A 19816-nucleotide genomic window follows, 5' to 3' on the forward strand; every position below is an offset into this window, starting at 1 on the left:
CCGATGTCGACCCCGTCACCCACAGCCCCGTGGTGCTCGCCGCCGATCGCGCGCGCGCCGCCGCCGCGCTGATCGGTCCGACCGCCACCGACCGCCTGACCCTGTCCACCGCCTCCGCCGCCGGTCGGCGCGGCGCGGTCGTCTCCCTCGTCTTTTCCGGTGAACCCCGAAGGAAGTCCCCATGATCCTGTCCCTGTTGCTGGCCGGTGCCGCCGGTTTCCAGGATGTCGCCGCGCTCGACGCGGCGGTCGCCGCCTTTACCGGCCGCCCGGTCGGTATCGAGGGTGGCGCGCGCGCGCCCGTCGATGCGCGGTTGCGGCTGGCGCAATGCCCCACCGTCGCCATGTCGTGGCGGACCGAGGCGCATGATGCCGTCGTCATCGCCTGTTCGAGCCCGCAATGGCGCATCTTCGTACCGGTGCTCGCAGCGCCGCGCCCGGTGGCGATCGCCGCCGCCGCCGCCGTGCCTGCGGTCGCGGTCAGGCAGGAGCCGGTGATACGGCGCGGCGATCCGGTAACGATCGAGGCGGGATCGGACGGATTTTCGATCACGCGCGACGGAATCGCGATGGCCGACGCCGCGCCCGGCGCGCATTTTCCCGTGAAGATCGAGGCTACTCGCCAGCCGATTCAAGCGGTTGCGCTGTCGAGCGGTCGTGCCACCCTGCCCGGCTGGACCGAATGAACGCATTCCTGCGGGTTCGGTGAGGAATTCCGCCTAAAGAAATGCACCAAGCGGTCGTTTCCATGGATGTCAGCGAAACCGATAGGTGCGGGCATGGTGGAAATAACGACTTCAAGGCTGAATGCCGGAGACACGAGGGTCGCGCGGATCGCGCCGTCCCGCGTGGCGGCGACTCCCGAGGCAGGTCCTGCCCCGGCGAAGCTCACCCCCGGCGACACGAGCGCGTTGAGCGGCCTGTCCGCCGCGATGGCCTCGCAGCCCCCGGTCAATGCCGAGCGCATCGCCCAGATCAAGCGGGCGATCGCCGAAGGCAATTTTCCGATCCTCCCGGCGACCATCGCCGACCAGATGATCGCCCTGAAGCTGAGCTGGAACAACAATGACGCGGCGTGACGCCCTGATCCGGGTCATCGAGGCCCTTCACCGCGAGATCGCGGCCCTGAAGGTCAATGACGTTGCAGGCCTGGAGCGCGCGACCACCGAAAAGCTGGCCGCGATCGAGGAGGTCGCCGCGCTGGGCACCGGTCCCGCCGGTCCCGAGCTGCGCGAACTGGCCGACGAGGCCAACCGGCTGAACGAGACGTGCCGCATCTATGTCAACCTGATGGCCGCCAATGTCCGCCGCCGGTTGCAGACCCTGACCGGCGATGCCGGGGCGGGCTATCGCCCGATGATGCGCGCCTTCGCCTGATTGCCGCCTTGCCGCGGCAAGCCCTTGCCGCTTTGCCGGACAGTCGCTTGCCGCGCCGTATCCCACCATCGTCGCGGAACCTGGCACGATCCCGCCAACGTGACGCAAAGCCCGGTTTTCCGGGCTTTTTTGTTGCACGATGGCCTGCCGCCCGATGCGGCGACAGGCGATCCCGGAGAATTGGCACGCCCCTTGCTGAATGAAGCCCAAACCAGGGCTTTAACCACACAGCATGACCGTCCAACCCGTTTCCCAAGCCAGAGTCCAATCGGCCATCGCGCTGGCGTCCAGCCGCACGGGGGTCGATTTCGGCTATCTGCTCGGCCAGGCGAAGCTCGAGTCCGGGCTGAACGCCAATGCGCGTGCGGGGACCTCCTCGGCTTCGGGGCTCTATCAGTTCGTCGAACAAAGCTGGCTGGCGGTACTCAAGAAGCACGGCGCGGAGCATGGGATGGGCTGGGCCGCCGACTCGATCGGCCAGTCGGGCGGCCGCTATTATGTCGCGGGCAATGCGCGCGCGGCGGTGATGGGGCTTCGCAACGATCCCACCGCCGCCTCGCTGATGGCCGCCGAACACGCTTCGGACAACAAGGCCGCGCTCGAATCGACGCTGGGTCGCGAGGCGAACGGCACCGACCTGTACATGGCGCATTTCCTGGGCCTTGGCGGCGCGACCAAGTTTCTCGGCACGATGGCGAGCAATCCGCAGGCCAGCGGCGCCGCGATGTTCCCCGCCGCCGCGCGCGCCAATCGTTCGGTCTTCTACGCCGCGAACGGCCAGCCGCGCTCGCTGTCGGATATCTACGACCGGTTCGCGGGCAAGCTCGCGGGAAGCTCGGCCGACAGCGACGCGACGCGCTCCGCCAACCTCCAGTTCGCGGCGCAGGCGCTCGCGATGCAGGGGATGAACGGCGACGCGACCGTCGTCACCGGCAACAACCAAAGCGCCAGCGACGCGCTCGCCTGGGCGACCAGCACGATGAACCAGCTTGGGCTGCGGGGGGGCGGAGCGACCGGCGGCGACAGCGTGCTGCGTCCCAAGCCCGACCATGCGCGGCTGGCGTACATGATGCTTGCGAGCATGGGGGGCTGATCGGATGGGCAAGATTCTCGCCAACGGCCGTACCATGGCCCTCCCCGCCGCGATCCTGCTGCTGGTGCTCGTCATGGTCGTGCCGATTCCACCGGCGCTGCTCGACATCTTCTTCGTCGCCAATATCGCGATCAGCCTGGCGGTCCTGATGGTCGCGCTGAACGCGGAAAAGCCGCTCGACTTCTCGGCCTTCCCGACCGTTCTCCTGTTCGCGACCCTGTTCCGCCTGGGCCTCAACGTCGCCTCGACCCGCATCGTGCTGGTCCATGGCCATGAGGGCGAGAGCGCGGCGGGCCACGTCATCGAGGCGTTCGGCACCTTCCTGATCGGCGGCGACTATGTCGTCGGCCTCTTCGTCTTCGCGATCCTGATGATCATCAACCTGATCGTCGTGACCAAGGGCGCAGGGCGCGTGTCGGAAGTGTCCGCGCGCTTCACCCTGGACGCGCTGCCCGGCAAGCAGATGGCGATCGACGCCGACCTGAACGCCGGTCTCATCACGCCCGACCAGGCCAAGGCGCGCCGCGTCGAGGTGTCGACCGAGGCCGATTTCTACGGTTCGATGGACGGTTCGTCCAAGTTCGTGAAGGGCGACGCGGTCGCCGCGATGCTGATCCTGGCGGCCAACATCATCGGCGGCCTGATCCTGGGTCCGGTCAGCCATGGCATGGGCGTGGCCGACGCCGCCAAGACCTATATCCTGCTCGCCATCGGCGACGCGCTGGTCGCGCAGTTGCCGTCGCTGATGCTCTCCATCGCCGCCGCCGCGATCGTGACGCGCGTGTCGTCCGACAAGGATCTGGCGGGTCAGATCGGGTCGCAGTTCGGCGCGTCCAAGACCTGGCTGCCGGTCGCGGTCATTCTGGGCCTGCTCGGCGTGCTGCCCGGCATGCCGCACCTTATCCTGCTGCCCGCCGCCGCCATCGCCGGTTTCACCGCATGGAAGCTGCGCCAGATCGAGAAGCGCCCCGTCATCGCCGCCGCCGCACCCGCCGCCGAGCCGGTCGACCCCTCGCGCATCGCCTGGGAAGACGTGACCGACGGGATGCAGGTGCATATCGACATCGGCTACGGCCTGGTGCCGCTGGTCGACGAGCGTCGCGGCGCCCCCCTGATGGCGCGCATCACCGGCGTCCGCCGCCAATTGTCCAAGGATCTGGGCTTCGTCGTGCCGCAGGCGCGGGTCCGCGACGACATCAGCCTGGCACCCTATAGCTACCGCATCCTCATCAACGGCGTCGTCGCCGCCGAGGATCAGGTGTCGCCCGACGAGATGCTCGCGCTCGATACCGGCCAGGCCTTCGGCACGCTGAACGGCAAGCCGGTCAAGGACCCGACCTTCGGCCTGCCCGCCACCTGGATCCTGAAGGGCGATGCCGATGCCGCGACCGGCATGGGCTATCTGGTGGTCGATCCGGGCACCGTCATGGCGACCCATCTGAACCACATCCTCGGCTCCAACGCGTCCGAACTGCTCGGCCCCGACGAGGTGCAGGCGCTGCTCGACGGGCTGAAGGAACGCGCGGCGCAGCTGGCCGCCTCGCTCTGCCCGACGCCGCTGCCGCTGACCACGTTGACCCAGGTTCTCAAGGGCCTGCTGGCGGAGAACATCTCGCTCAAGGAATTCCGCCGTATCGCCAGCGCGGTCGCGGTCGCCGCGCAGCGCACGGTCGATGCCGAGGAGATCATCGAGACGATCCGCCCCAGCCTGGGCGCGCTGATCGTCCAGAAGCTGTGCGGCGTGCGCGAGCCGCTTCGCGTCATGACGCTGGACGGCCAGCTCGAAGGGCTGCTGGGCCAGGCGATGCGCGCCGACGTCTCGCGCCGCCATGTCATCGAACCCGATCTGGGCCAGCGGATCACGGTCGCGCTGACCCAGGCCGCCGAACCGCTGATCGCCGAGGCCAAGCCCTTTGCCCTCGTCGTCCAGCCGGGCGTGCGACTGGCGATGCGCAAGCTGTTGCGCACCTGCCTGCCCGACGTGCCCGTCCTCTCCTTCTTCGAAGTACCGGAAGACAAGCCGGTCGAAGTCGTCGCCGTCATCGGCGCCCCCCATCACTCCCAGCAACAGGCGATTGCTGCATGACCTCGCACCCTCTCAGCGGCGCATTCATGGACGCCCAGCCGATCAACCCGGCGAGCTTCGACCCCGCGCTGGTCAATCCGACGATCGCGGACCAGCCGCTCACCTATCGCCCCGCCCCGCGCAAGCCCGGCGGCGACGCGAGCGCGCTGATCCGACAGCATCTGCCGATGGTCCGGCGCATCGCGTGGCATGTCCACGGGTCGATGTCGAACCTGGTCGAGATCGAGGATCTGGTCCAGGTCGGGCTGGTCGCACTGGTCGAGGCCGCCGCCTCGTTCGAGGAACGCGGTGTCGAGTTCGGCCATTATCTGAAAGCGCGCCTGCGCGGCGCGATGATCGACGAGCTGCGGCGTCAGGCGACGACGACTCGCGGCGCGATGCGCCGTCGCCGCGACTATACACGCGCCGTCGCCTCGCTGACCCAGCCCGACGGCCAGGCCCCGACCGACGAGGCGGTGGCACAGAAGCTGGGCGTGCCGGTCGATCGCCTGCGTGCCGAGTACAAGACCGCGGAGGCGGTGCGGATGGATTCGATCGACGATGTCTATTCGGACGATCTGCCCTGGTTCGCCGACGACACGCCCGACGCGTTCGAGCAACTCGCCGAAAGCGACCTGCGCGACGCGCTGATCGCCGCGATCTCGGCGCTGCCCGAGCGCGAGGCGATGGTGATCCAGCTCTATTATGTCGAGGAGCTCAACCTCGAGGAGATCGGCCAGGTCCTCGGCGTCGGCGCCGCGCGCATCTGCCAGATCAAGAGCGCGGCCCATGCCAAGTTGAAAAAGGCGCTCGGCGCGCAGGTGTGATCGACATCGACCGAACGCCCCCGATCTTGGGCGGGGCACGGAATTGCGGTTTCCTTTGATCCCCGTTCCGCCATAAGCCGTCCCCCCTGATCCGGGGGAAGAGCATGTTTGCCCGTCACGAACGCCGCCTCGTCGCACGCTATCTCTGGCCGGGTGCCGGGGGGCGGCTGGTGCTGCTGGTCGGGGCGATCGGCTGTATCGGCGTGGCGATCGGCGTCGCCTCGCTGATACTGGTCCTCGCCGTGATGAACGGCGCGACGGCCAAGCTCGCCAGCAGCGTCGCGCCGGTCGACGGGCATCTCAGCATCACCGCCACCGCGCACCGGATCATGGACGAGGCGGAGGTCGCCGCCGCGATCGCGCGCCTGCCCGGGATCGTCCGCGCCGAACCGCAACGCGAGCTGACCGCCGCGCTCAGCATCGATGGCCGGACCAGCCCGATCCGGCTCCAGGGGCTCTATCCCGACGGACTGGCGCACCATCCCTCGCTCGCACGCATGGCGATGGGCCGCCGCCCCGGTGGTCCCGACAGCATCGCCATCGGCGAGAATGCCGCTGTGCAGCTCGGCCTGCTGCCCGGCATGCCGGTCGCGCTGGGGCGGGTCGAGGTCGCGCCCGACCAGGCGGTGTCGCTCGACCTGTTCGATGCGCGGGTCGCCGGGCTCTATCATGACGACGACGCCGATGGCGGCCAGTCGCCGCTGGTGATCGGGCCGGTCGCGGGGCTTCCGATCCTGAACGACACGGCGGCGGTGTCGCACCGGGTCGCGGTGACGCTGGCCGACCCGGCCGACGAAGCGCGGGTGACGATGGAGATCCGGCGGCGCCTCGGCCCCGGCTATCGAATCACGAGCTGGACGCAGAGCAACCATGCGCTGCTCGCCGCGCTCGCGACCGAGAAGATCGGGATGACCATCGCCGTTGGGCTGGTCACCGTCATCGCGCTGTTCAACGTGCTATCCTCGATGACCCTGCTTGCCCGGTCCAAGCGCCGCGAGATCGCGGTGGTGCGCAGCATGGGCATGTCCGCGCGCAGCGTCGCACGCGTTTTCACCACGGTCGGCAGCATCATCGCGGGCGTCGGTACGATCGCGGGGCTGGCGCTGGCGACGGGCGTGCTGACCCAGCGCGACCGGATCGCGGCCTTCGCGCTGTGGCTGGCCCCGACGCGCGAACGCGACCTCGACGTCTTCCTGTCGCTGCCGATCGGAATCGCGCCGCACGAGGTGGCGATCATCGCAGCCTGCGTGATGGCGGGGGCGGTGCTGGCCAGCCTCTATCCCGCCTGGCAGGCCGCGCGCGTACCGCCCGCCCTGGTGCTGCGCGGCGAATGAAAGGCCCCTCGCCCATCAAGAAGGGGAAAGGATCGCCGCCGATCGACACCGAACGCGAGTAAACCCCGGCGACCCGAAGGCCGCCGGGGTTTGTCCTGCAAACCACGCCGCGCGCCGAGGCGCGGCCGGTTGGCCCCGATACCCGAGTGGGGGCGCGGTGCCGGGGCGCTCAGGAACCGGTGTTACTGACCGAGCAGCTTGAGCACGCCCTGCTGCGACTGGTTCGCCTGGCTCAGCATCGCGGTCGATGCCTGGCTCAGGATCTGCGCCTTGGCGAGCGCGGTCGTCTCCACCGAATAATCGGTGTCCTCGATCCGGCTGCGCGCTTCGGACAGGTTGGTCATGTTGGAGGTCAGGTTGTTGACCGCCGACTGAAGCCGGTTCTGCACCGCGCCGAGACCGGCGCGGATGTTCGCGACCTTGCCGATGCCCAGGTCGAACTGGTCGAGCGTCGCGGTCGACTTCATGACCGGCGGACTGGCGGTGAAATCGATGAGGTCGGTCAACGTCGACTCCGACTTGAGATTGCCGAAGGTCATGTTGATGCCGTCATTGGTGCCCGAACCCGCCTGGATCTTGACCGTGCCGGAGGCGCCCGCCGTGCCGTCGAACAGCTTCTGGCCGTTGAACGAGGTGTTGGTCAGGATCGTCGAGATCTGCGCGCTGAGCGCATCCTGCTCGGCGGTCAGGTTCGACACGTCGCTGGCCGAATAGGTGGCGTTGGCCTTCTGCACGCCCAGTTCGCGCATCCGCTGAAGCATGTTGGCGACTTCGTCCAGCGCGCCCTCTGCGGTCTGCGCCATCGAGATGCCGTCATTGGCGTTGCGGATACCCTGGTTCATGCCGCGGACCTGCGAGGTCATCGAGGCGGCGATGGCGAGGCCCGCCGCGTCGTCCTTGGCCGAATTGATCCGCTTGCCGGTCGACAGGCGCTGCATCGAAACGCTCAGCGCGTCCTGTGCGCTGGTCGACGCGCTGGAGGCGCGTAGCGCCGAGATATTGGTGGCGATAACCGTCATGGTCGTTCTCCAAAGCCGGAGCTCTCCGCCGCCCCCAAGGCGAAGGTCGAGCTGCCACCACGGAAAACGGCCGCCTGTCGCCGCACTTTAGGAAAAAAAGTGCGGCGGGCGACGATTTTTTCGGCAGGCCCCCGCCATCTCTCTGAAATGGCGGGGGTCTTCATGTCATTGCAGGGGCTTAGCCGAGGAGCTTGAGCACCCCCTGCTGCGACTGGTTGGCCTGGCTCAGCATCGCGGTCGACGCCTGGCTCAGGATCTGCGACTTGGCGAGCGCGGTCGTTTCGACCGAGAAGTCGGTGTCTTCGATGCGGCTGCGCGCCTCGGTCAGGTTGGTCATGGTCGAGGTCGTGTTGTTCACCGCCGACTGGAGCCGGTTCTGCACCGCGCCGAGCCCCGCACGCGCGGTCGACACCTCGGCGATCGCGTCGTCGTAATTGCCCAGCGTCGAGGTATCGGTGACCGTACCGGCGGTAACATTCGCCGCGGTGACCAGCGCGGTCAGGCGGGTCAGGTAGCTGCCCGCGCTCGGCGTCGGGTCGCCCGCGCTGGTCGCGGTATAGGCGGTCTGGAAGTCCTTGGACTTGAAGGTCACCGTGTCGCTGGTGCCCGCGCCGGTCTGGATGGTGAAGCCGGTCGCGCCGGCCGCCGAGTCGAACAGGCCCTTACCGTTGAACTTGGTATTGGTCATGATGCTGGCGATCTGCGAATTCAGCGCCTTCTGCTCGGTCTGGATATTGGCGACGTCGCTGGCGGCATAGGTGCCGTTCGACGACTGGACCTTCAGCTCGCGCATGCGCTGCAGCATGTTGTTGACCTCGTCGAGCGCGCCCTCAGCGGTCTGCGCCATCGAGATGCCGTCATTGGCGTTGCGGATGCCCTGCGCCATGCCGCGAACCTGCGCGGTCATCGACGCCGAGATGGCGAGACCGGCGGCGTCGTCGGCGGCGGAGTTGATCCGCTTGCCGGTCGACAGGCGCTGCATCGACACGTTGAGCGCGTTCGACGCCATGGCCGACGCCGAGGTCGCGCGCAGCGCGCTGATGTTGCTTGCGATAACTGCCATGATCGAGCTCCGTGAAATGCGTGGGACGTTCCAGCCTCGGGACCCTTCCCCTGACCCCTCGAACCGTCAGGAGGAGAAACGGCAGCGCAGCGGCAAACTTTAGCCGTCGGACGACAAATCTTGCCGGTTTTCGAATGGAATGTGCCGGAATTCCCCACGCCGCCAGACATACGAAAGGCCCCGCCACCCTTGCGGATGACGGGGCCCTGTTCCCCTCGCCCTCGCAGAGGGGAGAGGGAACACCCGCTTCATCAGCCGAGCAGCTTGAGCACGCCCTGCTGCGACTGGTTCGCCTGGCTGAGCATCGCGGTCGACGCCTGGCTCAGGATCTGCGACTTGGCGAGTGCCGTCGTTTCGACCGAGAAATCGGTATCCTCGATGCGGCTGCGGGCTTCGGTCAGGTTGGTCATGGTCGAGGTCGTGTTGTTGACCGCCGACTGGAGACGGTTCTGCACCGCGCCCAGCTTCGCGCGCGTCGTCGACACTTCCGCGATCGCATCGTCATAATCGCTGAGCGCGGGGACGCCGGGCGTGCCGCCGGTATAGGCGTTGTCGGTGATCACCTTCACCTTCGATGCGGCGGCGGTGAAGTCGGTCGACTGGATGGTCACCTTGTCCGCCGAACCGGCACCCGTATAGATGTCGTAGCCGGTCGCGGCGGTGGCATCGAACAGCGTCTTGCCGTTGAACTTGGTGTTGGCGGTGATCGCCGAGATCTGCTTCTGCAACGCGTCCTGCTCGGTCGCGATGTTGGTCTTGTCGCCCGCCGCATAGGTGCCGTTCGACGCCTGAACCGCCAGCTCGCGCATACGCTGCAGCATGTTGTTGACCTCGTCGAGCGCGCCTTCGGCGGTCTGCGCCAGCGAGATGCCGTCATTGGCGTTGCGGATGCCCTGCGCCATGCCGCGAACCTGCGCGGTCATCGAGGCGGCGATGGCGAGACCCGCCGCATCGTCCTTGGCGGAGTTGATCCGCTTGCCGGTCGACAAGCGCTGCATCGACACGTTGAGCGCGTTCGACGCCATGGTCGACGCCGAGGTCGCGCGCAGCGCGCTGATGTTGCTTGCGATAACCGTCATGATCAAGCTCCCGTGAAATTGGTCGGACGATCCGGCCCTGGGACCCTTCCCCTGACCGCTCGAACCGTCAGGATGGAAAACGGCAAGGCGGCGGCAAACTTTAGCCGTCGGGGGACGAATCCTGCCGGTTTCGTGCGTGGGCGTTGCCGGGTCGGCGCACCACGCATTGGCCGCACATCTTCACGAGCCAATGATACCAAACGCTTTTTTTGAAAAAGGCGCCAGAACGCGAAGACCCCGCCGTCCCTGGGGACGACGGGGCCGAAGCTTGGCGAGGCTTTGCCGGGCTTAGGCCGGATCGACATTCAGCGTATTCTCCCCTCTCCCCTGGACAGGGGAGAGGGTTAGCGAAGCTTGCCAGCGTGCTGGCTAGCGCAGCTTGGGTGAGGGGTTGAGCGAGCCTTCGGCTCGCGCGCTCTTCGAGCGCATCACCCCTCACCCAGCTCCGACTAGGCCTTTGCTACGCAAAGACCAAGTCTGCGCAACCCTCTCCCCTCCACGAGGGGAGAGGGAAGGACAGGCATAGTTGAATGTCGATCGGGCTTAGCTGAGCAGCTTCAGCACACCCTGCTGCGACTGGTTCGCCTGGCTCAGCATCGCGGTCGACGCCTGGGACAGGATCTGCGACTTGGCGAGCGCGGTGGTTTCGACCGAGAAGTCGGTATCCTCGATCCGGCTGCGCGCCTCCGACAGGTTGGTCATGGTCGAGGTCGTGTTGTTGACCGCCGACTGCAACCGGTTCTGCGCGGCGCCCAGGCTGGCGCGAGTGGTCGACACTTCCTTGATCGCGTCGTCATATTGCGCGAGCGTCACCCCGGCGACCGAGGTGGTGGTCGGCGCGGTGAAGGGCGGGCCCGCATTGGTGCCGGTCACCAGCACCAGCTTCGACGTACCGGTGGTCAGCGTCAGGTCGGTCGAGGCGACGGTCACCTTGTCGCTCGCCGTCGCGCCCGTGTAGATGTCGAACCCGGTCGCCGCGGTCGAATCGAACAGCGCCTTGCCGTTGAACTTGGTGTTGGAGACGACGCTGTTGATCTGGCTGGCGAGCGCGAGCTGTTCGGTCGCGATATTGGCCTTGTCGCCTGCGGCATAGGTGCCGTTCGACGCCTGCACGGCCAGTTCGCGCATCCGCTGCAGCATGTTGCCGACCTCGTCGAGCGCGCCTTCCGCCGTCTGCGCCAGCGAGATGCCGTCATTGGCGTTGCGGATACCCTGCGCCATGCCGCGAACCTGCGCGGTCATCGACGCCGAGATGGCGAGGCCCGCCGCATCGTCCTTGGCCGAATTGATCCGCTTGCCGGTCGACAAGCGCTGCATCGACACGTTCAGCGCGCTCGACGCCATGGTCGAGGCCGAGGTCGCACGCAGTGCGCTGATATTGCTGGCAATAACGCCCATGAATAATCCCCTGATGAAGTCTCGGCGATCCCCTCCAGATCCCCTCATGGATCGACCGAGCCGCCAATGAAGAGAACGTCATCGAACCGGCAAACTTAAGTCATCTTCGGAACTATTTTGCCGTTGGGCGGCGAAATCTTGCCGGGTTGGGGTCTATCCTCCCTTTCCCCTCCGCCAGGGGCGAGGGAGGGTATGACGCTACCGCATCACCCACCCCAAAACACGGTCGACCCCGACGTCACGGGGACGCCGGGGTCGATTCGCCGGTCACGGCCGAGGGGAAGCCCGTGGCCGGTAGCGCCGTCAGGATCAGCTCAGGAGCTTGAGCACGCCCTGCTGGGACTGGTTCGCCTGGCTGAGCATCGCGGTCGACGCCTGCGACAGGATCTGCGCCTTGGCGAGCGCGGTGGTTTCGACCGAGAAGTCGGTATCCTCGATCCGGCTACGCGCCTCGGTCAGGTTGGTCATGGTCGAGGTCGTGTTGTTGACCGCCGACTGGAGACGGTTCTGCACCGCGCCGAGCCCCGCACGCGCGGTCGACACCTCGGCGATCGCCGAGTCATACTGGTCGAGCGTGACCGCCGCGACCGTCGTCGTGGTCGGCGTGCCGCCGCCGCCCGCCGTCACGGCCTTCAGCGCCGACGAACCGCCCGACTGGAAGTTGACGGTGTTGATCCGCACCGAGTCGCTGCTGGTAGCGCCGGTCTGGATCACGAAGCCCTTGGTCGTGTCCGCCGCATCGGCGTCGAACAGCGCCTTGCCGTTGAAGGTGGTGTTGCTGACGATCGCATTGACCTGATTCGCCAGCGCGAGTTGCTCGGTGTTGATGTTGGTCACGTCGCTGGCGGCATAGGTGCCGTTCGACGCCTGGACCTTCAATTCGCGCATCCGCTGGAGCATGTTGCCGACTTCGTCCAGCGCGCCTTCCGCCGTCTGCGCCAGCGAGATGCCGTCATTGGCGTTGCGGATGCCCTGCGCCATGCCGCGCACCTGCGCCGTCATCGAGGCGGCGATGGCAAGACCCGCCGCATCGTCGCGCGCCGAGTTGATCCGCTTGCCGGTCGACAGCCGCTGCATCGACACGTTGAGCGCGTTGTTCGCGGTCGTCGACGCCGAGGTCGCCCGCAAGGCACTGATGTTGCTCGCAATAACAGCCATTTTCATAATCTCCGAATCGCCCGACGGTATCGCTGCATCCCCTCGGACCGTCGCGCCGTCGAACCGGAGAACGGCCGCATTTCGGCAGGGTTTAGCCGCCAACCGGCAAAAAACCGCCTAAAGCTTTTGCCGGTTTTGCCGTTTTCGCGGGGGCGCGGGCCCCTATGGGCGCGCCTACGGGCACTTACGCACGTGCCCCCGCGTGCGCCCGGAAAAAACTTGCCGCCGACGTTGCCGCATTAACTGCGGTTTTACCAAAGAGGCCGCATTGGCGAGTCACGAAAGGACTTGTCAGCCGATGCCGTCGATTTTTCCCTCCCCTGCCCTGATTAAGCAGAAATATGCGCTGGTCTCCGCGCTGCGTGCCCAGGGTCTTGCGATCGCCGAACCGGGTGCCGCGCCGCAGGCGGGGGACATGTTCCTGCTGACCCCTGACGACGTCGTCACCCATCCGGCGCGCACCGTGGTCGTCGGCGAGGGCGCCGAGCCCGCGATCCTGCCGATGCAGGATGGCCGCCCGATGACGGTCCTCTATCCCGCCAGCCAGGCCGGTGTCGGCAACAGCTTCGTCCGCGCGCTGGTCGCCGGGCCGCAGATGCCCACCGCCGCCGATCCGGAAAGCCTGGCCCTGTTCACCCTGGCCGAGCGGGTCGCGCAGTCGGACATCACCGTCCTGATCAACGGCCCGACCGGAACCGGCAAGGAAGTGCTGGCCCGCGCCATCCATGCGCAGTCGTCGCGCGCCACCAAGCCGTTCGTCGCGATCAACTGCGCCGCGCTGCCCGAATCGATGCTGGAGGCGCTGCTCTTCGGTCACCAGAAGGGCGCCTTCACCGGCGCCGCCCAGGCGGGCGAGGGCTTTTTCCGCGCCGCCGATGGCGGCACCCTGCTGCTCGACGAGATCGCCGAGATGCCGCTCCAGCTCCAGGCCAAGCTGCTCCGCGTGTTGCAGGAGCGCGAGGTGATCCCGCTCGGCGCGTCGATGCCGCAGTCGGTCGATGTCCGCGTCATCGCCTGCGCCAATCGCGACCTCCAGGCCGAGGTGGCCGCCGGTCGCTTCCGCGCCGACCTCTACTACCGCCTGTCGGTCTTCCCGCTGACCACCAAGCCGCTGGCCGAGCGCCGTCTGGACATTCCCGCGCTCGCCGCGACGATGATCCTGCGCCATGCCGCGAGCCGCACCGTGATGCCGTGGCCGAGCGCGGCGGCGATCGACAAGCTGGCCATGCACAACTGGCCGGGCAATGTCCGCGAGCTGGAAAACGTCATCCAGCGCGCGCTGCTCTTCGCGGGCGGCGCGACGATCGAGCCCGAGCATATCGTGTTCGACCGCCCGATGGTCGCCAACGACACCGACGACATGCCGCTGACCATCACCACGGCCGAGGCCACGCTGGGCAAGGTCGTGCAGATGAGCGAGTTCGCCGCGATCCGCGACATGTTGTCGGCGTGCGGCGGCAACCGGGTCGAGACCGCCAAGCGCCTGGGCATCTCGGAGCGCACGCTGCGCTACCGCCTCGCCAAGGCGCGCGAGCAGGGCGAGGAGATCATCCGCCCGTCTAGCCGGGCCATGATGGCGTGAGCGTCGGTGGTGTCGGCGGCGCGATGAGCGTCGACCGGGTGATGGCGCTGCGTGCGCAGATCCTGGAACGCAATCAGGCGCTCAAGGCGGCAAGCCAGGCCGGTGCCAACCAGGCCGCGCAGGCCGCCTCCACCCAGGCCCCGGCGGCCCCGGCGAATTTCGCCGACACGCTGGAAACCGCGCTGAAGGGCGTGAACGAGGGCCAGCAACAGGCCGCCCGCCTGTCCGAATCCTATGAACGCGGCGAGACCGTCGACATCGCCAAGGTGATGATGGCGCGCCAGCAGGCATCGGTCGGGTTCGAAGCGACGCTGCAGGTCCGTAACAAACTCCTGTCCGCCTATAAGGACATCATGAGCATGCCGGTGTAAGATGAGCACTGCCCTCACCCCCGCATCGACCAATCCCGCCCCGGCGCTGCCGCCGTTGCCGGAAAAGTTCGCCAACCCGCTTCGCCAGATCAAGTCGGTGATGGCGCAGCCCGCCGTTCGCCGTTCGGCGCCGATGGCCGCGCTGATCGGACTGATCGCCGCCGCCGCGCTCGCCTGGATGGCGCTGTCCAGCCCGCCGCAGAAGACGCTGTTCGAGAATCTTTCGGACGCGGACAAGCAGGCGGTGACGACCGCGCTGTCGACCGCGAACATCAAGAGCCGGATCAGCGACGGCACCGGCGCGCTGACCGTCAACGAAGAGGATTACGCCAAGGCGCGGATGCTGCTGGCGGGCCAGGGGCTCCCGAAGCAGGCGCCCGGCGGCTACGCGATCCTCGACCAGTTGCCGATGGGCGTCAGCCGCGCGGTCGAGGGCGAACGGCTTCGCCAGGCGCGCGAGAGCGAACTCGCCCGTTCGATCCAGGAGATCGACGCGGTGGCCGAGGCGCGCGTGCACCTCGCCATGCCGGAGGCGTCGGTCTTCGTGCGCGACCACGCCTCGCCCTCCGCCTCGGTGGTGTTGAAGCTCAACGGCGGGCGCTCGCTGTCCGAATCGCAGGTCCAGTCGATCGTCAACCTCGTCGCCTCGTCTGTGCCGGGGATGAAGCCCGAGGACGTGACCATCGTCGACCAGCTCGGTGGCCTGCTTTCCAAAAAGGGCGCCGAGGGCGGGAATGGCGACGATCGCCGCATCGATTTCCAGCGCCGCATGGAAGAGAAATACCGCACCCAGCTCGTCCAGCTCCTGACCCCGCTGGTCGGCGCGGGCAATTTCACCGCCGAGGTGCAGGCCGAGGTCAATCTGGACGAAACCAGCGCGACCCGCGAATCCTATGACAAGCAGGGCGTGCTGCGGGCCGAGACCGGCAACTGGACCGGCAACCAGAAGGATCCGGCCACCACGCCCGGCGGCATCCCCGGCGCACTGTCCAACACCCCGCCGCCCGCCAGCACGCTGCAACAGCCGCAGCCCGCCAATGGTGCGCCGGGCACGCCGCCCGCCGACCAGAAGCCGGTCGCCGGTGGTCCGGGCGTGAACCCCGAAAAACAGTCCGACAGCTTCCAGCGCGCCTATGACCTGGGCAAGGAAGTCTCGGTGACTCGCGCCGCGCCGGGTTCGATCAAGCGGCTGACCGTCGCGGTCCTGCTGCGCGATCCCGCCACCGGCAAGCGCACCCAGATGGAGATCGGCCAGATTTCCGACCTGGTGAAGTCGGCGGTCGGCTTCGACCAGCAGCGCAACGACAATGTGACCGTCATCAGCCGCAAGTTCGCCGACGCCAGCGTCGATCAGGGTCCGGCATGGTACGACAAGAGCTGGCTGCCGGTGCTGGCGCGCAACGCGACCGCGCTGGTCATCGCGCTCCTCGTCCTGCTGCTCGGCGTGCGTCCGCTGATCAAGGCGATGACGAAGAAGAAGGATGATGCCGCGACCAAGGCGCTGCCGATGGGCTCGGCCGATGGCGCGCCCGGCTCGGCCCGCCTGACCGAGGACGGCGGCGATCCGGCGCTGGCGACCCAGGGTCGTCCCGAGCAGATCGCGGTGCAGGCCCCGGTCACGCTCGACGAGATCGAGCAGTCGACGGTGCTCGACGACCGCATCGGCAAGGTGCGCGGCTTCACCCGCGACAATCCGGCACGCGCCGCGCTCGCCATCCGTGACATGATCCGCACCCCCGAGGTCCAGGCGTGACCGCGGTGGCGGAGGCCGCCCGCGCCTATAGCGGGGTGGAGCGCGCGGCGGTGCTGATGATGCTGGTCGGCGAGGAGGAAGCCGCCGCCATCCTGCAGAAGCTGGACCCGGACGAGGTACGCGAGCTGGGCAAGGCGATGTATTCGATCGCCGATGTCAGCGAGAACGACGTCGGCGCGGTGCTCGACAATTTCGTCGGCTGCGCCCGCGCCCGTACCTCGATCGCGTTCCAGCCCAAGCCGCTGGTCGAAAATCTGATGAACCGGGCGCTGGGCCCCGAACGCGCCGACAGCGTGCTGTCGCGCATCGTCCCGCCCGAGGCGCAGTGCGAGATCGAGATGCTCGACTGGCTCGACGCCAGCGACATCGCCAAGATCGTCGAGAAGGAGCATCCGCAGATCGGCGCGGTGCTGATCGCCAATTGCGATCCCGGCGTGGCGGGCCAGGTGCTCGAGCTGCTGCCCGATGCGATGCAGCCCGACATCCTCCACCGCGTCGCGCGGCTGGGGCCGGTGACGCCGCAGGCGATCGAAACGCTGAACGCGATCCTGACGCGCCGCGCGACCGGTGGCGGCGGCGGCGGCGGCGGCGCGGGCAACGGCCTGACCATGGGCGGCTCGCGCGAGGCGGCCAAGATCCTGTCGAGCGCGCGCAAGTCGACCGAGCAGCGGGTCATGCCCAAGCTGTTCAAGATCGACCGCGACGTCGCCAAGCAGATCGAAGAAGCGCTGTTCATCTTCGACAACCTGCTGGAGATGGACGACAAGAATCTGGGCGCGCTCATCCGCAACGTCGATGGCGAAGTGCTCATCCGCTCGCTCAAGGGCGCGGACGAGGCGGCGCGCGAACGCTTCCTGGCGTGCATGTCGGCGCGTGCGGCGGCGGGCATCCGCGACGAGATCGACTCGCGCGGGCCGATGAAGCTGTCCGAGGTGCTGGAGGCGCAGAAGGCGATGATCGCGGTCGCGCGCAACCTGGCCAAGGAAGGCACGATCATGATGGGCGGCGGGGAGGACGATTATGTCTGACTTCGTCGCCGGTTTCTCCGCGCGCCAGAATGCGGCGGCGGCGGCGCTGCAACAGGCCTTCGCACCGCCCGGCGCCTTTGCGCGCTCCGACCTGCCCGGCATGGGGCTGGGTGCGGGCATGGGTGCCGGATTGGGCACGGGGTCGGACGCGGGCATGGGCTTCGACATGGGCTCCGGCCCGGTCTCGTTCCGCGCGCGTTCGCCGATGCCCGGCGCGGATCAGGCCGATGCCGACATCCAGGCCCGGCCGCGCCACTTCCACCCCGCCAACCGGGCGGAGGATCCGACCGAAGGCTGGGATCCCTTTGCCGCCTGCGAAAGTGACGAGCCCGCGATCGATCCGATCGCGATGGCGCGCGCCACCGCACATGCCGAGGGCTATGCCCAGGGCGTCGAGGACGCCACCCGCGAGTTCCAGGCGATGACCGAGGCACAGGCCCGCGACACGCAGCTTGTCGGCGGCATCTCCGACGCGCTGTCCTCGCGGATCGACCGCGAGATGATGGCCAACCAGCTCCGCCAGACCGTGATGGCGCTCGTCACCCGGTTGGTCGGGGAAACCGGCATCGACGCCGCCCGGCTGACCAGCCGGATCGAGGGCGCGATCGACCTGCTTGCCGAGGCGCATGAATCGGCGATGCTGCGCGTCCACCCGGACGATGTCGCGGCGCTGGAAGGTCGGTTGCCGCAGACGATCTTCCCGGTCGGCGACCCCAGTGTCGAGCGCGGCGGCTTCGTGCTGGAAAGCGCGTCGACCATCATCGAGGACGGCCCGCGCCTGTGGCTCGATCAACTGGCGGCGGTCATCGACAAGGTGCCGGTCCCGTCATGCTGAGCCGGTTCACGACCGATTATCTCGAAACGCTGGCCCAGGCGGATTTCGCGCCGCGCCCGGCGGTGTCGGGGCGCCTGTCCTCCTATGACGGGCTGTTGATGGAAGCGGTCGGCCTGTCGCTGCCGGTCGGCACCGTGTGCGCGATCGGCGACGCGGGCGGCGAGCGGATCGAGGCCGAGGTCATCGGTTTCCGCAACGGCCGCACACTCCTGATGAATCTGGGCGGCCCCGCGCCGCTTCTCCCGCGCGCGCCGGTGCGCCCGCTCGGCCCTCCGGGCGAGGCGGAGGTCGGCGCCGCGATGCTGGGCCGGGTGGTCGACGGGTCGGGCAAGCCGATCGACGGGCTTGGTCCCATTCGCGGCGCGGGCCGCTGGCCGCTCGCGGGCAAGATGCAGTCGCCGCTCGATCGCGGCCGGGTGCGCGAGCCGCTCGACGTGGGCGTGCGCGCGATCAACGGGCTGCTGACCATCGGCCAGGGGCAGCGGGTCGGCATCATGGCGGGCTCGGGCGTCGGCAAGTCGGTGCTGCTCGGCATGATGGTCCGCGCCGCGCGTGCCGACGTCATCGTCATCGGCCTGATCGGCGAGCGCAGCCGCGAGGTCGCCGACTTTCTGGAGACCAAGGTCGCGGGCGAGGCGCGCGCGCGCTCGGTCGTGGTCGCGGTGCCAGCCAATCATTCGCCGGTGCTGCGCATTCGCGGCGCGCTCCGCGCCACCGCCATTGCCGAGGCGTTCCGCGCCGAGGGCAAGAAGGTCCTCCTCATCATGGATTCGCTGACCCGCGTCGCCCATGCCGGGCGCGAGATCGGGCTGGCGCTGGGCGAACCCGCCTCGGCGCGCGGATATCCACCGTCCGCCATCGCGATGCTGCCCAATCTGATCGAGCGGGCGGGTGCCGATGCGCACGGGCCGGGTTCGATCACCGCCATCTATACCGTGCTGGCGGACGGCGACGACGGCAATGATCCGGTCGTCGACTCGGCCCGTTCGATCCTCGACGGGCATATCGTGCTCAACCGCCACCTGGCCGAGCGGGGCGTCTATCCCGCGATCGATATCGGCCCCTCGGTCAGCCGGGTGATGACCGACATCGTCGGCAAGCCCCATGCGCAAGCGGCGCGAACGCTCCGCCGCCATCTCGCGACCTATGAGGAGAATCGCGATCTGGTGCTGATGGGGGCCTATCGCGCCGGGGCCGATCCCGCGATCGACGCCGCCATCGCCTGCCACCCGGCGGTGATGGAATATATCCGCCAGGACGCCGACGAGATCGTACCGCTCGACCATGCCGTCGAGGAACTGGTCGGCGTGTTCGGCCAACCCGGCGCCTGAACGAAGGAACGACCATGCCCGACCGGCAACAGGCGATGCTGAACCGGCTCCACCGGGTCCGCACGCTGCAACTCAACCTGACCATGGCCGAGGAAACGCGCGCGCAGCAGCGGGTCGCGACCGAGCGCCAGCTCTCCGACCGTATCACCCAGCTCGTCCAGGCGGTCGCCCCCGCCCCCGCGCCGCCGACCGCCGCGTCGGCGCTGATGGCGCGTGCCCATTTCCGCCATCGCCTCAACGAATCGTCCGACGCCGCCATCGGCCGCGTCGCCGTCGCCGAACAGCAGGCGGACCGCGCGGCCGAGCAGACCCGCGACGCCAAGCGCGACCAGACCGCCGTCGAAAAGCTGATCGAGCGTGCCCGCGTCGCCGCGATCCGCGCCGAGATGCGCGCGCTGGAGGACATGCCCAGCACGGGTGCGCGCCGCTCGCAAAATCGGCACGATCCTTGCTGATGACCATGATGTCATGTCAGCCATTGCCTCCCTCCTCACGATCGACGCC

The 19816-nt window shown here is 68.1% G+C and carries 19 protein-coding genes and 1 pseudogene; 15 read left to right on the forward strand and 5 right to left on the reverse strand.

Annotation, left to right across the window (positions count from 1 at the left end; translation table 11 throughout):
- The 8 genes and pseudogenes from LRP66_RS14920 to LRP66_RS14955 all read left to right on the forward strand — a co-directional run.
- Positions 1–185 (forward strand): annotated as a pseudogene (locus tag LRP66_RS14920) (hypothetical protein); the annotation flags it as partial.
- Positions 182–685: a flagella basal body P-ring formation protein FlgA gene (locus tag LRP66_RS14925; RefSeq protein WP_230483396.1), complete on the forward strand. Its 504-nt coding sequence runs from the start codon at positions 182–184 to the stop codon at positions 683–685. The pseudogene LRP66_RS14920 and the gene LRP66_RS14925, both read left to right, overlap by 4 nt.
- A 93-nt stretch (positions 686–778) precedes the next feature.
- Positions 779–1078, forward strand: coding sequence for a flagellar biosynthesis anti-sigma factor FlgM (gene flgM / locus LRP66_RS14930; protein ID WP_230483397.1), 300 nt, complete (start codon positions 779–781; stop codon positions 1076–1078).
- Positions 1065–1376: a flagellar protein FlgN gene (locus LRP66_RS14935; RefSeq protein ID WP_230483398.1), complete on the forward strand. Its 312-nt coding sequence runs from the start codon at positions 1065–1067 to the stop codon at positions 1374–1376. The genes flgM and LRP66_RS14935 overlap by 14 nt, the downstream gene beginning before the upstream one ends.
- A gap of 232 nt (positions 1377–1608) precedes the next feature.
- Positions 1609–2469: a lytic transglycosylase domain-containing protein gene (locus LRP66_RS14940; protein ID WP_230483399.1), complete on the forward strand. Its 861-nt coding sequence runs from the start codon at positions 1609–1611 to the stop codon at positions 2467–2469.
- A gap of 4 nt (positions 2470–2473) precedes the next feature.
- Entirely contained in the window at positions 2474–4555 is a 2082-nt protein-coding gene (gene flhA, locus LRP66_RS14945; RefSeq protein ID WP_230483400.1) for a flagellar biosynthesis protein FlhA, read from the forward strand.
- Positions 4552–5361 carry a sigma-70 family RNA polymerase sigma factor gene (locus LRP66_RS14950; protein WP_230483401.1) on the forward strand — a complete coding sequence of 270 codons (810 nt, stop codon included), beginning with the start codon at positions 4552–4554 and terminating at the stop codon, positions 5359–5361. The genes flhA and LRP66_RS14950 overlap by 4 nt, the downstream gene beginning before the upstream one ends.
- Positions 5362–5465: 104 nt before the next feature.
- Positions 5466–6695, forward strand: coding sequence for an ABC transporter permease (locus tag LRP66_RS14955; RefSeq protein WP_230483402.1), 1230 nt, complete (start codon positions 5466–5468; stop codon positions 6693–6695).
- Positions 6696–6877: 182 nt separating this feature from the next.
- On the opposite strand, the gene LRP66_RS14960 is transcribed toward LRP66_RS14955, so the two are convergent.
- The 5 genes from LRP66_RS14960 to LRP66_RS14980 form a co-directional block, all read right to left on the reverse strand.
- Complete coding sequence (locus LRP66_RS14960; protein ID WP_230483403.1) at positions 6878–7714, reverse strand: flagellin N-terminal helical domain-containing protein; 837 nt, start codon at positions 7712–7714, stop codon at positions 6878–6880.
- Between the two features lie 178 nt (positions 7715–7892).
- The gene (locus LRP66_RS14965) at positions 7893–8777 is read right to left on the reverse strand and encodes a flagellin N-terminal helical domain-containing protein (protein WP_230483404.1); all 885 of its coding nucleotides are present in this window, start codon (positions 8775–8777) and stop codon (positions 7893–7895) included.
- A gap of 251 nt (positions 8778–9028) precedes the next feature.
- Positions 9029–9856, reverse strand: a complete 828-nt coding sequence (locus tag LRP66_RS14970; RefSeq protein ID WP_230483405.1) for a flagellin N-terminal helical domain-containing protein — start codon at positions 9854–9856, stop codon at positions 9029–9031.
- A 543-nt stretch (positions 9857–10399) separates the two neighbouring features.
- Positions 10400–11254, reverse strand: a complete 855-nt coding sequence (locus LRP66_RS14975; RefSeq protein ID WP_230483406.1) for a flagellin N-terminal helical domain-containing protein — start codon at positions 11252–11254, stop codon at positions 10400–10402.
- A 309-nt stretch (positions 11255–11563) separates the two neighbouring features.
- A complete protein-coding gene (locus LRP66_RS14980; RefSeq protein ID WP_230483407.1) occupies positions 11564–12412 on the reverse strand; it encodes a flagellin N-terminal helical domain-containing protein in 849 nt (282 codons plus the stop codon).
- Positions 12413–12710: 298 nt separating this feature from the next.
- Between LRP66_RS14980 and LRP66_RS14985 the strand changes: the two genes are divergently transcribed.
- Genes LRP66_RS14985 through LRP66_RS15015 form a run of 7 tightly spaced genes read left to right on the forward strand, consistent with a single transcriptional unit; the run spans position 12711 to position 19767 of the window.
- Positions 12711–13994: a sigma-54 interaction domain-containing protein gene (locus LRP66_RS14985; RefSeq protein ID WP_230483408.1), complete on the forward strand. Its 1284-nt coding sequence runs from the start codon at positions 12711–12713 to the stop codon at positions 13992–13994.
- A complete protein-coding gene (gene fliE / locus LRP66_RS14990; protein ID WP_443026704.1) occupies positions 13991–14365 on the forward strand; it encodes a flagellar hook-basal body complex protein FliE in 375 nt (124 codons plus the stop codon). The genes LRP66_RS14985 and fliE overlap by 4 nt, the downstream gene beginning before the upstream one ends.
- 1 nt (position 14366) lies before the next feature.
- A complete protein-coding gene (gene fliF / locus LRP66_RS14995) occupies positions 14367–16118 on the forward strand; it encodes a flagellar basal-body MS-ring/collar protein FliF (protein ID WP_230483409.1) in 1752 nt (583 codons plus the stop codon).
- Positions 16115–17146 carry a flagellar motor switch protein FliG gene (locus tag LRP66_RS15000; RefSeq protein ID WP_268992465.1) on the forward strand — a complete coding sequence of 344 codons (1032 nt, stop codon included), beginning with the start codon at positions 16115–16117 and terminating at the stop codon, positions 17144–17146. Before fliF ends, LRP66_RS15000 begins: the two co-directional genes overlap by 4 nt.
- Positions 17139–17981 (forward strand): FliH/SctL family protein, encoded by an 843-nt coding sequence (locus tag LRP66_RS15005; protein WP_230483410.1) that lies wholly within the window; start codon positions 17139–17141, stop codon positions 17979–17981. The genes LRP66_RS15000 and LRP66_RS15005 overlap by 8 nt, the downstream gene beginning before the upstream one ends.
- Positions 17975–19312: a FliI/YscN family ATPase gene (locus LRP66_RS15010; protein ID WP_230483411.1), complete on the forward strand. Its 1338-nt coding sequence runs from the start codon at positions 17975–17977 to the stop codon at positions 19310–19312. The genes LRP66_RS15005 and LRP66_RS15010 overlap by 7 nt, the downstream gene beginning before the upstream one ends.
- A gap of 14 nt (positions 19313–19326) precedes the next feature.
- A complete protein-coding gene (locus LRP66_RS15015; RefSeq protein WP_230483412.1) occupies positions 19327–19767 on the forward strand; it encodes a hypothetical protein in 441 nt (146 codons plus the stop codon).
- The last annotated feature ends 49 nt before the right edge of the window (positions 19768–19816 follow it).

The sequence above is a fragment of the Sphingomonas sp. Leaf21 genome (assembly GCF_916858675.1).
GTDB lineage: Bacteria > Pseudomonadota > Alphaproteobacteria > Sphingomonadales > Sphingomonadaceae > Sphingomonas.

What these genes read in the sequence shown, in the direction of transcription:
- LRP66_RS14925 (WP_230483396.1), top strand. Translation starts at nt 182, where the DNA reads ATGATCCTGTCCCTGTTGCTGGCCGGTGCCGCCGGTTTCCAGGATGTC.
- LRP66_RS14970 (WP_230483405.1), bottom strand. Translation starts at nt 9,856, where the DNA reads ATGACGGTTATCGCAAGCAACATCAGCGCGCTGCGCGCGACCTCGGCG.
- LRP66_RS14975 (WP_230483406.1), bottom strand. Translation starts at nt 11,254, where the DNA reads ATGGGCGTTATTGCCAGCAATATCAGCGCACTGCGTGCGACCTCGGCC.
- LRP66_RS15010 (WP_230483411.1), top strand. Translation starts at nt 17,975, where the DNA reads ATGCTGAGCCGGTTCACGACCGATTATCTCGAAACGCTGGCCCAGGCG.
- LRP66_RS14955 (WP_230483402.1), top strand. Translation starts at nt 5,466, where the DNA reads ATGTTTGCCCGTCACGAACGCCGCCTCGTCGCACGCTATCTCTGGCCG.
- LRP66_RS14960 (WP_230483403.1), bottom strand. Translation starts at nt 7,714, where the DNA reads ATGACGGTTATCGCCACCAATATCTCGGCGCTACGCGCCTCCAGCGCG.
- LRP66_RS14985 (WP_230483408.1), top strand. Translation starts at nt 12,711, where the DNA reads ATGCCGTCGATTTTTCCCTCCCCTGCCCTGATTAAGCAGAAATATGCG.
- fliF (WP_230483409.1), top strand. Translation starts at nt 14,367, where the DNA reads ATGAGCACTGCCCTCACCCCCGCATCGACCAATCCCGCCCCGGCGCTG.
- LRP66_RS14965 (WP_230483404.1), bottom strand. Translation starts at nt 8,777, where the DNA reads ATGGCAGTTATCGCAAGCAACATCAGCGCGCTGCGCGCGACCTCGGCG.
- flgM (WP_230483397.1), top strand. Translation starts at nt 779, where the DNA reads ATGGTGGAAATAACGACTTCAAGGCTGAATGCCGGAGACACGAGGGTC.
- LRP66_RS15005 (WP_230483410.1), top strand. Translation starts at nt 17,139, where the DNA reads ATGTCTGACTTCGTCGCCGGTTTCTCCGCGCGCCAGAATGCGGCGGCG.
- LRP66_RS14935 (WP_230483398.1), top strand. Translation starts at nt 1,065, where the DNA reads ATGACGCGGCGTGACGCCCTGATCCGGGTCATCGAGGCCCTTCACCGC.
- LRP66_RS14980 (WP_230483407.1), bottom strand. Translation starts at nt 12,412, where the DNA reads ATGGCTGTTATTGCGAGCAACATCAGTGCCTTGCGGGCGACCTCGGCG.
- LRP66_RS14950 (WP_230483401.1), top strand. Translation starts at nt 4,552, where the DNA reads ATGACCTCGCACCCTCTCAGCGGCGCATTCATGGACGCCCAGCCGATC.
- LRP66_RS15015 (WP_230483412.1), top strand. Translation starts at nt 19,327, where the DNA reads ATGCCCGACCGGCAACAGGCGATGCTGAACCGGCTCCACCGGGTCCGC.
- flhA (WP_230483400.1), top strand. Translation starts at nt 2,474, where the DNA reads ATGGGCAAGATTCTCGCCAACGGCCGTACCATGGCCCTCCCCGCCGCG.
- LRP66_RS14940 (WP_230483399.1), top strand. Translation starts at nt 1,609, where the DNA reads ATGACCGTCCAACCCGTTTCCCAAGCCAGAGTCCAATCGGCCATCGCG.